Origin of the sequence: Halobacillus litoralis, assembly GCF_009856355.1 — a bacterium.
Classification (GTDB): Bacteria; Bacillota; Bacilli; order Bacillales; family Halobacillaceae; genus Halobacillus; species Halobacillus litoralis_B.
Window position 1 is genome coordinate 612,661 of sequence record NZ_WMEW01000001.1, and the last position, 13,119, is coordinate 625,779.

Genomic DNA, 13,119 nt, shown 5'->3' on the forward strand with positions numbered 1-13,119 from the left:
TTAAGTTCATAGGGATTTCACTCCTTCATGGGATTGCTGCGGCAGAGGTACAGGCACGGGATCCTTGCATGCCAGCCCCTTCAAATACGCCTCGAATGTGGATGCCTCGCTCATAACGGTCAAGCCGTTTTTGACAGCTGTAATCCGGCGCTTTTCCGCTTCCTCATTCGATTGATCATTCACATAAATGGCAGCGTCTTCTTTAGTGATCCACTCCTCGAACGGCAGGTCAGAAGCTTCTGGAACGTGTTTTCCTTCCAGATCCACCAAACACGCTTCCTTCACGTCATACAGGTCAGGAAGGTGGGCGAACACTTTAGCAAGAGCTTCCTCCACGGTCGTCCCCAGGCACATCCCTTCTCCCGTTGATTTCATGTTTGGACCCAGCTTATGATCGAGGTCCGTCATCGCATAGGAAGAGAAGAGCGGGTATTTAACAGCAGTTTCCTGAAAAACAGGAGCCGGCTGCCGGGACAGGCTGAATGCAGGGTCGTCGATCAGAATGCGGACCGCCCAGTCCACCATCGGGATATCGGCTACCTTACTGACGATTGGAACAGTACGGCTTGCGCGCGGGTTGACTTCAAGGACGTACACATCGTCCTTTTGAATGAGAAACTGGATATTCATTAAACCGGAATAGGTGAATTCCGCCGCAATCTTTTCACTGTATGTGTAGATTTTCTGCTTCAGTGCATCTCCAAGAGTGGATGGAAAAACAGCCATACTGTCGCCTGAATGCACGCCACCAGGTTCAATGTGTTCGATGATGTCGGGAAGGTATACCGTCTGACCATCCGAAACGAGATCCACTTCGACTTCCGCCCCTTGGAGCAGGGAGTCCAGAACAATCGGATAATGACGTTCGTCCGATTCAGCAAGGGCCCCTTCAAGTTCCTGTTTATCCTGTACAATCACCATGCCCTGCCCACCAATGACATACGAAGGACGGCATAAGAGCGGGAAGGTGTAGGAATCTGCAGCTTGCAGGGCTTCCTTTTTGGAATGACAGGTCGTCCCGGCTACATGCGGAATGTCGAGTTTCTTCAATGCAGCGTAGAATTTATCCCGGTCCTCAAGCGCATCGAGCACGTCGGCACGGACTCCAGCTAAAGGAATACCGGCTTTTTCCAGATCTTCGGCCAGGTTAATGGCGGTCTGTCCCCCGAACTGAGGAAAGACAAGATCAATGTTTTCGTGCTCCACGATGGAAGCGATGATTTCTTTTTGTATCGGTTCAAAATAAAGGCGGTCGGCGGTTTCGTAATCGGTACTGACCGTTTCCGGGTTGTTATTGATCATGATGGTCGTCCAACCCTGTTTTTGAAGACTTTCAATCGCCTTCACTGCACTATAGTCGAATTCAACGCCCTGCCCGATTCGAATCGGCCCGGAACCGAGGATCAACGCCTTCTTCCCGTCTCCAGACAGCGGTTCAATTTCATTAAGACCGGCAAACGTACTGTAAACATAGTTCGTCGCTGCCTCAAATTCTGCTGCACAAGTGTCGACAAGTTTAAAGGAGCGCTGAATATCATAGTTTTTGCGCGCTTGTTCTACATCGGCTGTCGTGCATCCGGCCAGTTCTGCAATGTGATCATCCAAAAAGCCGTATACTTTCGCCTGATGCAGCAGCGGCTGTGACAGCCCTTCCGTTTCAAGCGCTTGTTCTGTTTCGACTAAATGACTGATGACCTGAAGGAATAATGGATCGATCTGTGTTTCTGCATGAATCTTTTCCACCGCCGTCCCCTTCTTGAGCAGGTCATATATGGCGAAAAAGCGCAGATCTGTCGGTTGATGAAGATGGTACCAATGATTGGTCACTTCAGGAACTTTCGTGTCGAGCGATTGAATTGCTTTTTGGAACGCTCCTTCCATTGTGCGGTCGATGGCCATCACTTCACCTGTCGCCCGCATTTTCGTACCAAGCGAACGGTCCGCCTGTGGAAACTTGTCAAACGGCCATCTCGGGAATTTGACGACAACATAGTCCAGAGCAGGCTCGAAGCTTGCGTACGTATACCCTGTCAGCGGATTCTCCAGTTCATCCAGTGTATATCCCAGTGCAATCTTGGCGGCCATTTTAGCAATCGGATAGCCCGTCGCCTTTGAAGCAAGAGCAGAGGAACGGCTGACACGCGGATTCACTTCAATGACATAATACTGCTTACTGACGGGATCGAGAGCCAGCTGGACATTGCATCCTCCGATGACCTCAAGCGCCGATACGATTTTCAACGAAGCGGAACGCAGCATTTGATAATCATCATCTGTCAACGACTGGGAAGGAGCAACAACGATGGAATCCCCTGTATGCACCCCGACAGGGTCAAAATTCTCCATGTTACATACAGAAATGCACGTTCCTTTATGATCACGCATTATCTCATATTCGATCTCTTTAAAACCGGCAATGCTTTTTTCAACAATCACCTGGTGAATCGGACTCGCCTTGAGCCCTGTGGCGATTAATTCCTCGAGATCCTCTTCCTTATGAACGATTCCACCCCCGCGGCCGCCAAGAGTGTAGGCCGGACGGCTGATGATCGGATAACCAACTTCCGCCGCGAAGGCACGCGCCTGTTCAATCGTCGTAATGACTTCACTTTCCGGTACCGGCTGGTCAAGGTCATTCATCAAGGCACGGAACAGTTCGCGGTCCTCTCCCTGCATAATCGAGGAGATGCCGGTTCCCAGAAGGGTGAGGTCATATTTTTTCAACACTTCTTCTTTTTCCAGTTCGACCGCGAGGTTCAGTGCTGTCTGTCCGCCGAGCCCGGCCAAAAGAGAGTCCGGACGTTCGACTGCGATGATTTTCTCCAGACTCTTGACCGTCAGTGGTTCACAGTAGACTTTATCCGCCACATCATAATCCGTCATGATTGTCGCCGGGTTATTGTTGACGAGGATGACTTCATGACCTTCCTCTTTCAATGCCAGACACCCCTGGGTCCCGGAATAATCAAATTCTGCGGCCTGACCGATCATGATCGGTCCTGAACCAATCACCAATACTTTAGACATGTTCCTTCACTCCTTTGCTGCTAACAAGACCTATAAAATCATCAAATAACCATTCTGCATCGTGCGGCCCGGGGTGCGCTTCCGGATGAAACTGGGCGGACATCAGCTGTCCTGAATGATGCATCAACCCTTCGATCGAACGATCATTCACATTGGAAAAACGCTCCGTAAGCGGGGTATGAGACAAGCTTTCTTTTTTCACTACGTAATTATGGTTCTGGGAGGTTAGAAAAACCTTTCCTGTCACGGCATCTTTGACAGGGTGATTGGCACCGCGGTGACCAAACGGGAGTTTTTCCGTATCAGCGCCGTAAGCCAGTGCAATGACCTGGTGCCCCATGCAGATCCCGAAAGAGGGATACTCGTCGAGCACAGCTTTAATCTGATCTATCTTCGGCAGGGCATCCTTAGGGTCTCCCGGCCCGTTGGACAGAATGAGCGCATCGGGTTTCACCGTATGAACTTCCTCGACCTGTGTAAAAGGAATGACGGAAACTTTCACGTGGCGCTTCAGTAAAGACTGCAGGATGGATTTTTTCCAGCCGAAATCAATTAACCCAACATGAAGGTCCCCTTCTCCATACGTCTCTACAGCCTCTCCCTGTACAGCGAATATCTGCTGCTCCGATGGCTTCGAAAAGTCATGGTGGTCCTGATGACTCATAGCGGCCTGCTGTGTTCCGTGAGCCCGTATCGCTTTCGTTACTTCTCTTGTATCCACGCCCGTGAGATACGGCACCTGCTGCCCTTCTAAATACGCTCCCAGCGACTGGGTCGACTGGAAGTGGGATGGCTGCTGGGTGCATTGGTACATCACCACCCCGCTCACTTGAATTTCCCGGCTTTCCTCATCTGCGTCATTAATGCCGTAGTTACCAATGAGTGGATAAGTGAAAACGACAATCTGATCTTTATAGGATGGGTCTGTGAGTACTTCCTGATAGCCGGTCATTCCGGTAAAGAAAACAACCTCTCCCTGCATCGGTTCCTGTAACGTCGAAGATGCCTTCCCTTTAAATGTCCGGCCGTCTTGTAAATGTAGATAGCTTTCCATAGCCTTCACCTCGCTGAATGAATAATTATTATATATGTTGAATTTTTATACATAAAATGTCTGTAAAAGACGGTGCTTAAAAGTCACCGTCTTTTCTGCTATGCGTTCTGCAGGTTTTTTTCCTGTTCCACAAGGGAGTCCTTGATTAAAGCGGCTGCCTGCTGCAGCTCTGCCGTTTCCACGGTTAATGGTGGAAGCAGCCTCAGGACATTAGGGCCGGCTACAACCGCCAGCATCCCTCTGCCCCTGAGAGAATGAACGAGTTCAATGGCCGGCACGTCCACTTCAACTCCAATCATCAACCCTTTCCCGCGGATATCCTTCACGCTTGCCAAAGAGCCGAGTTCTCTCTGGAGAGTCTGAACGAATGTACGCCCCTTTTCCTCTACGCCGGATAAGAAGGAAGAAACAAAGATTTCCTCCAGCGTGGCCTGGACAGCGGCGGAAGCCAGCGGATTTCCGCCAAATGTAGAGCCGTGTGATCCAGCTGAAAAAGAAGCAGCCAGTTCTTCTTTTCCAATCATCGCTCCGACCGGAAAACCACTGCCAAGCCCTTTCGCTGTCGTTACGATATCCGGGTGGAGACCATGATGCTGATAGGCGAACGGTTTTCCTGTCCGGCCGATACCGGTCTGCACTTCATCAATGATCATCAGCGCTCCAAGCTCGTCACACTTGGCTTCGACCGCCTGCAGAAATTCCGTTGTGCCGGGGATGACGCCGCCTTCCCCTTGAATCACCTCAACCATAATGGCAGCAACGGAGCCATCATGGACACGCTCAATCGTTTCCTTATCGTTGTAAGGGAAGTATTCGAACGTCTGGAGCAGGCTTCCGAAACCTTCCTGGATTTTCGCCTGGCCTGTCGCACTCATCGTCGCAAAGGTACGTCCATGGAAGGACTGTTTAAAGGAGATGATCTTCTCCCTTCCTGTATGCTTTCGAGCCAGTTTAATAGCCGCTTCATTCGCTTCTGCACCGCTGTTACAGAAGAATGCATAATCCAGGCCGGATGCTTCACATAAGAGCTCCGCGGCTTTCTGCTGGGCAGGGATTTCGTAAAGGTTGGACACATGCCATACTTGATCGAGCTGCTTCTGCAGGGCCTCCTGAACCTTTGGAGGACGGTGACCCAGATTACAGACAGCGATCCCTGATACAAAATCCAGGTATTCCTTTCCTTGATCGTCCGTCACTTTTGTACCTTCTCCAGATACAATCGTTAACGGAAAACGGTTATATGTTGGAAATAAACTCATGATACGGTCTCCTTTCGTCCAGCCCGGATGGAGGTCCCTTTCAGGCGGCTGTCCTGTACAAGACGATCTTCCCCGCTGACAATCCACACTTCCTGAAGCCATTCAGACAAGGCTTCGACAGCGGACTGCACCTTCGGAATCATTCCTCCATAAATGACACCTTCCTGGATAAACTGTTCAATCTCCTCCGGGTTTGTCCCTTCGACCAGCCGGCCGTCCACCAGGATACCGGGAACATCTGTGACAAAGAGAAGTTTTTCTGCTTGAACGGCCCCGGCCACTGCTGCGGCGGCTGTATCGGCATTAATGTTTACCGTTCGTCCGTCTGTCGTCTTTCCGAATGGAGCGACGACAGGTACATACCCGCCCTCAAGCAGGTGATTCAAAACGGATGGATGTACATCCTTAACCTTACCAACGAAACCAAGCTGTTCTTCGTTGACAAAGTCTGCAGTCAGCAAACCGGCTTCAGACCCTTTCACACCAAGCGCCTGGATTCCACATCCGGCAAGCCTCTCTGTGATCTGGCTGCTGACGGTGCCTCCAAGGGCCATCTCCACAGCTTCCATCGTTTCAGCAGTTGTTTTCCTTAATCCTTCAATAAACTCGCCCTTGATCTGCAGCCGGTCAAGAAGCCGGCTGATGGCAGGTCCTCCCCCGTGCACGATGATGCACCGGTAATGGGTCAGAAGTTCCCGGAAGCTGTCATAAAAGTCATCCGTCAGCTTATCCAGCATGCTGCCGCCGAGTTTGATGACAATGGTCGGTTTATGTCCGGTAGCTGGCGTTGATTTTGACGTAGTCATACGTTAAGTCACACCCCCAGGCTGTTCCGGCTCCACGTCCTTCACCAAGATGTATGGAAATGTGAACCTCTTCATTGTCCAGATCCTCGGTTGCCTGCTCTTCTGAAAACGGGCATGGGGTCCCTTTGCTGAAGACGAGCTGGTCTTCAATATAAATATCACATGCTTCTGCTTTCACTTCAGCCTCGCTGTGTCCAATTGCACCAACAATGCGTCCCCAGTTGGCATCCAGACCGTAAACGGCCGTTTTCACAAGACTTGAGCCGACAACCTTTTTAGCAATGATCCTCGCCTCTTCATCTGAACCGGCACCAGAAACATTCACTTCGATGAGTTTGGTAGCTCCTTCCCCATCTTTAGCGATCTGCTTAGCCAGATCTTCACATACCAGCTGAAGAGTCGCTTGGAATGCTTCCCAGTCCTCATGATCCTCATCAAGCGGTTCATGGCCTGCATGGCCGTTGGCAAGAGTTAAAACCATATCATTGGTAGACGTTTCCCCGTCCACGGTGATTTGGTTGAATGATTTGTCAATCGATTGACTGAGTGCACGCTGCAGAAGAGCCGGTTCAATAACGGCATCGGTCGTAATGAAACCAAGCATTGTCGCCATATTGGGATGAATCATCCCTGAACCTTTCGATGCGCCGCCGATCGTCACGGTCTTCCCGTCAATCACTACCTGATAGCAGGCGGATTTCTGACAGGTATCTGTCGTTAAAATGGCTTGTTGGAAGTCGCTGTACCCATCTTCTGATACTTCAACCGTTTCACATCCATAAGATATTTTCTCCATAGGCAGCTGCTCCCCGATAACACCCGTGGAAGCAACGGCTACGAAATGTTCCGGCAGCTCATAACGCTCAGCGATCATCCTTCTCATTTCATAAGCGTTCTGCAGTCCCTCTTCTCCTGTACAGGCGTTCGCTACGGCGCTGTTAATCACAACTCCCTGCAGTTTCCCTGCTTTATTGACGCTCTCCTGAGTCACCTTCAATGGGGGAGCCTGGAAATGACTCTGGGTATAAACGGCTGCAGCAGAAGCTGGTGTTTCACTGAGCAGAAGGGCAAAGTCTTTTTTACGATAGCGGAGGCCGCTGTGAATTCCGCCTGCACGGAACCCTTTCGGAGATAGAATGGATCCTCCCGTTACTTTTTCCATCTGCTTTGATTTATCCACTTGTATCAAATCATTTCTCTCCTTCTTTAATCAGGGATAGACAGGAAGTGGAGCAAGTCCTGTTCTTTCATCCAGCTGGAATAATAGATTCATATTTTGAACGGCCTGACTGGCTGCACCTTTCATAAGGTTGTCAATGACACTGACGATGGTCACCCTGTTCGTTCTTGGATCGACCGTCACTCCGATGTCACAATAGTTGGATCCGTATACGTCTTTTGTAGCAGGGAAATCCCCGGGCCTTCGTACACGGACAAATGGTTTGGATTCATAGTATTTGAGAAAAAGAGAATGCAGTTCTTCGGCTGTCTTCTCTTCTTTTAAAGTCATATAGATCGTAGCCATGATCCCTTTCGTCATCGGAACCAGGTGGGTGGAAAACGTCACCGGACGCATCTCTCCGTTCCAGACGGAAAGCTGCTGCTCGATTTCAGGAATATGTTGATGCTGATTCACCTTATAAATCTGGAAATTCTCCTGTGCGTGCGCGAAATGCGTCAATGGATTGGCATTTTTACCCGCTCCGGAAACACCGGATTTGGCATCGATAATGATTGATGATGGGTCCGCAAGTCCTTCATGGATGACAGGGCCGAGACCGAGCAGGGAAGCCGTTGGGTAACAGCCCGGATTAGCAATCAATCCGGCATTCTGAATGGCTTCTGCGTTCCATTCCGGCAGTCCGTAGACAGCCTGCTGAAGTGTTTCAACCGGTGCCGGCGGTTTTTTGTACCACTGCTGATAAGCTTCGGGGTCCTGCAGGCGCAGATCTCCGGATACATCAATAACTTTCGCTTTTCCTCCAAGTAGTTCAGGCGAGAGTCCTGAAGACACCCCTGAGGGAGCTGCCAGGAAGATAACATCCTGCTCTGCTTTCATTTCTTCAGGGTCAAGGTCCTGTAATTCATGACGGCTGTTTCCAGCAAACTGTGGAAACATATCCTCATAAATCTCTCCTGCCCTTGATGAGGAGTACAGCGTTATTTGATTGATCTCTGGGTGATTACTGAGGATTCGGAACAGCTCCATGCCGCCGTATCCTGTTGCCCCTACAATTCCTGCTTTCAACAAAAAAACCACCTTTATGTATAAATATGATAAGGTCTGTATATTTACAATATTATTAACCCTTAGAAGTCATCTGTCAATAGGTTGCTGCCACATTCTGACGATTTTACAGATTCGTAATCTTATAGACCGCCGTTGTTGCCATCCACTCCGTTTTTCCAACTCAAAGTTATCCACATGTGCATAACTTATATCCATACCTGAAAAGTTCTGTTTTTTATTCACATATACACACATTTATACACAAAAACCACAATCAAAGTCTTATACGCCCATCCATATCTATGAAAAGGTGAGGACCCTTCCACATAAAAAGTTTGACGATCACGTTCCGCTTATCGGTGGATGCCTGCCGCGGGCACGACCGCAGGCATTATCACCAAACGCTCCTCAAGACATCACCTTATGATGGAATGAACAAGAGGAGTTTTTCTGTTCACCAGAAAAACTCCTCTTTTATCCTTTACAGTCACAGGGGTGAAAGCATGTGCTTCCCCTCCACGGAAAACCATCCGTACGGATCATAACCGTCAATGCAGAAATCAAAGGGTTGCCACGGTCCAAGATGTGCCGGGCCGTTTCAACCATTAGACATCAAAGGTTTGAAAAACATTCGTTTCATTCAAAGGATAGACATCCCTGTTAGTCAGGTGATTGATAATGACTTTATTCCGGTGGACCGACAGTCCAAGATTAGTCGAACCGACGCCATGAGTATGGGAGATGCCGCTGTGGACATAAATATGATTGGCACCCGGGTTTTTCTGGACCAGGCGGTAATCCTCTGTTACTTTATAACGCCCATCATCATCCCACTCCAGTAGTTCAGTAAGTTCCTTCACAAAATCCGGCACATATGGCTGATACCCCGTGGCCGCAATCACTACTTCAGAGTCATGACTGAATGTTTCGTCCTTCTGTATATGACGCCCTTCCAGTGTATAATGACCCGCTTCGTTCCGGTGGATCCTGTTAATTTCACTCAGCACCTTCAATCCGACGTTTAGCGTTTCCTGTCCGACTGTATGTTCATATAACAAATTGTAAATATCATTAATGGTATGATTGCTGATTCCTTTGTAATACAACCCCTGTCCGGCAAAGATGTCATCCTTCTGCTTTTGGGGAAGCTGATAAAAGTAATCCACATAATCCGGAGAAAAATGCTCCAGACTCAGCTTTGATTCCTCCATGGATTCAAAACCCGGGGACCGGGTGATCCAATCCAGCCGGTATCCCCCGTTCTTCTGCTCTTTCAAAAGCTCTCGGAACGTTTCAGCTGCACTCTGTCCTGAACCTACGACTGTGATCGATTCCGCATTCCTGCAGCGGTCATAATGGTTTAGAAATTCGGATGTATGAAAAACTCCGTCCCCCTCCACTTCACGGAATGAGGCCGGCATAACAGGAACACTGCCTGTACCGAGCACAAGATTTTCTGCGTAATACGTTTGAATCTCCTGTGTGCGGACATCCTGGACTTCGACCACATACAATGATTTCTCTTCCTGAAGCGTCAGCCCAACGACTTCTTTTCCAAAAACACAACTGGACAACTGCTCAGCCGCCCATTGGCAGTAATCATTATATTCTCTTCTCGGAATATCCAGACGCTGTAGAAAATAAAAAGGATACATCCGTCCTTGTTTATTAATGTAATTCAGAAAGCTGTAAGGGTTGGTCGGATCCGCCATTGTTACCAGGTCAGCGAGAAAAGGGACCTGCATTTTCGTTCCTTCAATCAACATACCGGGGTGCCATTCAAACGCCGGCTGTTTTTCAAAAAATAGTGCCTCTACATCCTCCAGCGGCTCAGAAAGTGCTGCCAAACTGAGATTAAAGGGTCCGGTTCCTACTCCGATTAAGTCATAAACCTTCTCTGGTTGCTCCATCATCCACGACTCCTTATCTGAAAAGTGATAGATTTCAGAATTTATTGTTCCAGTCTTATGTTATCATATGCTCAGCATGTTCGTGGAGAGGAGCAGATATACTTGATCAACGAAGTGAAGATCCATAGAGCGGAACCCGATTCTTACATGGACATTCTTCTGCTGGCGGATGAAAGTGAAGAGATGATTCAAACGTATATGCATGAAGGTGATTTTCACATCATTACGGTAAACGGCAGAAACGCAGGTGGATGTTTATGTACCTATCCCGACAGCTCTACTATCGAAATCAAAAACATAGCTGTAAAAGAAGCGTTTCGCAGACAAGGGATTGGAAGAGCGGCTGTGAAAAAGATTGAAGAGTTTTACAGAAAGGAAGGAAGAACAGCTGTGATTGCCGGCACATCCAATTCAAGCATTGAGAACCTGTCGTTTTACCAGAAAGCCGGCTTCCGTTTTCACTGTATAAAAAAAGATTTCTTTCTTTCCTATCCGGAACCCTTCTATGAGAACGGCATCCAAGGCATCGACATGATTGTGTTCCATAAGAAGCTGTAGAAGCTCTCAACAAGCAGCTAGGATTCAAAAATATAAAAAGGGAAGATTTTCAGGTAAACAGAAAATTTTCCCTTTTTACAGCGAACCAATGAACGAAGCCGTGTGCACAGCAGGCAGCTACAGCCATCCGGATCTCACAATAAGAAGACAAGCTTCCACCCCGAACTTCATTCCATAAAATACGAGAACCAGTCCTGCTCCCCGCTGAACCCATTTCAGCAGGGAAAAGGTCATGATGGATCTGCTGAAATGGACGAAAAAAGCGAGATTCATGTTCCATAATCCAATCCCGATAAAGACCATGGAGCTGATTAAGAAAGAATGAAACACATCCTCCTTTTGCAGCGCTCCGCTTAACACAGACCCATAGATGCTTACCCAGAACAGGATATTCATTGGATTGGTACCGGCGATCAGCATTCCACGGGCATAGGAGATCCAAGCGGCACCGTCTTCCGCCCGGTTTTCTTTCCCCCCGTCCCATTCGGATACGACAGGCTTACGGAAGCTTGTCCATCCAGCATGAGTTAAAACCAAACATCCAAGCAGCATCAAAGCGATCTGCACCCACGACCACGTCAGCACGACTCCCGCTCCTAAAAACATGACCAGCATCAACAGCAAGTCGGAAGACATCCCGCCAAGCCCTACACAAAGAGCAGGCCAGAAGCCAAACGCCAGCCCCCTCCGGATAATTTCTATATTAATAGGACCTACGGGTGCTGCAATGGACAATCCGAGTACAATGGACCCTGCAAGAAGAGTGACCATCCATTCTCCCCCCTGCAGATTTAATCGACGACAATATAAGCGATCATCGGTCCATTGGTGTCAATCTCTGCGTGTGTTGTACAGATAAGACGGTAAATCCCTTCCTTATCAAACTTTAAATCCACCACGGTTTCCTTGCCTTGTTCCACGACACCCTTAATCTCTGTGCCTTCAATATAAAAAGGATGCTCCCTGCCGTTTACACCGTAGATGGATAACTGAACATCCTCTCCTTTTTCCATGAAAATCGTTCCGGGATCCCAGCGATAAGCTTCAATCTTTGTTCCATCCGCTTTTTCAGCCTTGAATTCCCCTGTCACAAGCTGGACAACTCTTGCTTCTCCACCTGTTGGAGCTGTAGAGGTGAGAACGGCTCCTTTCCAAAAGAAAGACCCAATAAAATAAGCAGCCAGTGCAATGACAAGTGCTCCTCCAATCAGGCCGATCTTCTTAGCCGACCATATCCATGCTTCCATGTTTATCCCCCCTGTAGATGATCCCTACATATATATGCAGGTCCTCCGGGAGAACTTGTCTCTTTTTTCCCATACAAAAAGAACAGCCGGCCTGCTGTTCTCTCTAATCGGTATTAAAAAAAGAGCTTTGGATCAATCCATTCCGTATAGGACGATGATTCATCATCCTCGCTGAGAAGCAGGGAACGACACTCCTGATCATACTCAAATGGAATCGCCTGCGTGTAATCAGTGGGAAATAGATCGGCATTTCTATACTGCGTAAACGGGCGGTCAAGCAGCCGGCCGTTGACCTCATCCTTCTTCAACTCATCAACAACAATACTCCCGATTTGACGCCCCAGCCGAAGCCCCTGGTCGTTATCGACCGGATAATGCACTCCAGCCAGCAGTCGTGACCGGGCATTTTCTTCCGCCAGCTCCCGGATTTTTTTCCTTTCTGCCGGGAAGAAGTAACATAGTATGGCTTCTGCGGCCCCGGATATGGTGGCGTGACCGGACGGATACGATGGATGATCCGGTGTACAGATGACGGTTGAAAGAGATGGATCGAGCTGATTCGGACGCGGCACAAGCCACTTGTACTTCAAAGACCAGCAGACAACGAACGCATCATTCATCCCGCTGAACAAGGCACCCAGCATGCGGGCGGCACGCGGAGCTTCCACACCATACGTGTCGATCAGCCGGTCAGCAATTGGAAGCCACTGCTTGGAAGCCGGGCCTTCCCCCCAGTATTTCGCTATGCGGATATCGTGATCCGTCAAACCAGCCAGTACCTGTTTCACCTTCTTCAACTCTTCCTGCCAGTGGATCGTGCCCGGGTCCTGAATCATTAAACGGATCGGGCTTCCATCCAGTCTCTTGAACCCATGACGGCGGCTGTGGTGAATAAAATAGGTTTTCCATTCACCGGCTTCCACTTCAACACCGGAATCGAGCGTCGGAGGATGATCCTCTCCTGCATAAGGCAGCTCCGTCCAAAGTGGATAATTGTGATTACGGGACATACGCTTCCCCTCCCTTAT

11 protein-coding genes are annotated in these 13,119 nt (G+C 48.9%); 1 reads left to right on the top strand and 10 read right to left on the bottom strand.

Annotation, left to right across the window (positions count from 1 at the left end; translation table 11 throughout):
* Positions 1-6: 6 nt before the first annotated feature.
* The 7 genes from GLV97_RS02830 to GLV97_RS02860 form a co-directional block, all read right to left on the bottom strand.
* The gene (locus GLV97_RS02830) at positions 7-3,027 is read right to left on the bottom strand and encodes a carbamoyl phosphate synthase large subunit (protein WP_160888942.1); all 3,021 of its coding nucleotides are present in this window, start codon (positions 3,025-3,027) and stop codon (positions 7-9) included.
* A complete protein-coding gene (locus GLV97_RS02835; protein ID WP_160888943.1) occupies positions 3,020-4,081 on the bottom strand; it encodes a carbamoyl phosphate synthase small subunit in 1,062 nt (353 codons plus the stop codon). The genes GLV97_RS02830 and GLV97_RS02835 overlap by 8 nt, the downstream gene beginning before the upstream one ends.
* A gap of 98 nt (positions 4,082-4,179) precedes the next feature.
* On the bottom strand, positions 4,180-5,340 hold the full coding sequence (locus GLV97_RS02840) for an acetylornithine transaminase (protein WP_202410549.1): 1,161 nt from the start codon (positions 5,338-5,340) through the stop codon (positions 4,180-4,182).
* The gene (argB, locus tag GLV97_RS02845) at positions 5,337-6,146 is read right to left on the bottom strand and encodes an acetylglutamate kinase (protein WP_160888944.1); all 810 of its coding nucleotides are present in this window, start codon (positions 6,144-6,146) and stop codon (positions 5,337-5,339) included. Before argB ends, GLV97_RS02840 begins: the two co-directional genes overlap by 4 nt.
* Positions 6,109-7,335 (bottom strand): bifunctional ornithine acetyltransferase/N-acetylglutamate synthase, encoded by a 1,227-nt coding sequence (gene argJ / locus GLV97_RS02850; protein WP_272917317.1) that lies wholly within the window; start codon positions 7,333-7,335, stop codon positions 6,109-6,111. Before argJ ends, argB begins: the two co-directional genes overlap by 38 nt.
* Before the next feature lie 21 nt (positions 7,336-7,356).
* Positions 7,357-8,394, bottom strand: coding sequence for an N-acetyl-gamma-glutamyl-phosphate reductase (argC, locus tag GLV97_RS02855; protein WP_160837139.1), 1,038 nt, complete (start codon positions 8,392-8,394; stop codon positions 7,357-7,359).
* A 587-nt stretch (positions 8,395-8,981) separates the two neighbouring features.
* Positions 8,982-10,286, bottom strand: a complete 1,305-nt coding sequence (locus GLV97_RS02860) for a lysine N(6)-hydroxylase/L-ornithine N(5)-oxygenase family protein (RefSeq protein ID WP_160888945.1) — start codon at positions 10,284-10,286, stop codon at positions 8,982-8,984.
* A gap of 102 nt (positions 10,287-10,388) precedes the next feature.
* On the opposite strand from GLV97_RS02860, the gene GLV97_RS02865 reads away from it, so the two are divergent.
* A complete protein-coding gene (locus GLV97_RS02865) occupies positions 10,389-10,844 on the top strand; it encodes a GNAT family N-acetyltransferase (protein WP_224869021.1) in 456 nt (151 codons plus the stop codon).
* Positions 10,845-10,961: 117 nt separating this feature from the next.
* On the opposite strand, the gene GLV97_RS02870 is transcribed toward GLV97_RS02865, so the two are convergent.
* The 3 genes from GLV97_RS02870 to GLV97_RS02880 form a co-directional block, all read right to left on the bottom strand.
* Positions 10,962-11,615: a LysE family translocator gene (locus GLV97_RS02870; RefSeq protein WP_160888946.1), complete on the bottom strand. Its 654-nt coding sequence runs from the start codon at positions 11,613-11,615 to the stop codon at positions 10,962-10,964.
* A gap of 20 nt (positions 11,616-11,635) precedes the next feature.
* Positions 11,636-12,091 (bottom strand): hypothetical protein, encoded by a 456-nt coding sequence (locus GLV97_RS02875; RefSeq protein WP_160837145.1) that lies wholly within the window; start codon positions 12,089-12,091, stop codon positions 11,636-11,638.
* A gap of 113 nt (positions 12,092-12,204) precedes the next feature.
* Positions 12,205-13,101, bottom strand: coding sequence for a vanadium-dependent haloperoxidase (locus GLV97_RS02880; protein ID WP_160888947.1), 897 nt, complete (start codon positions 13,099-13,101; stop codon positions 12,205-12,207).
* Positions 13,102-13,119 lie beyond the last annotated feature (18 nt).

Bases quoted from the DNA above. Each gene is read 5' to 3' on its own strand.
- GLV97_RS02880 (WP_160888947.1), bottom strand. From the start codon at position 13,101: ATGTCCCGTAATCACAATTATCCACTTTGGACGGAGCTGCCTTATGCA.
- GLV97_RS02870 (WP_160888946.1), bottom strand. From the start codon at position 11,615: ATGGTCACTCTTCTTGCAGGGTCCATTGTACTCGGATTGTCCATTGCA.
- argB (WP_160888944.1), bottom strand. From the start codon at position 6,146: ATGACTACGTCAAAATCAACGCCAGCTACCGGACATAAACCGACCATT.
- GLV97_RS02875 (WP_160837145.1), bottom strand. From the start codon at position 12,091: ATGGAAGCATGGATATGGTCGGCTAAGAAGATCGGCCTGATTGGAGGA.
- GLV97_RS02835 (WP_160888943.1), bottom strand. From the start codon at position 4,081: ATGGAAAGCTATCTACATTTACAAGACGGCCGGACATTTAAAGGGAAG.
- GLV97_RS02860 (WP_160888945.1), bottom strand. From the start codon at position 10,286: ATGGAGCAACCAGAGAAGGTTTATGACTTAATCGGAGTAGGAACCGGA.
- GLV97_RS02830 (WP_160888942.1), bottom strand. From the start codon at position 3,027: ATGTCTAAAGTATTGGTGATTGGTTCAGGACCGATCATGATCGGTCAG.
- GLV97_RS02840 (WP_202410549.1), bottom strand. From the start codon at position 5,340: ATGAGTTTATTTCCAACATATAACCGTTTTCCGTTAACGATTGTATCT.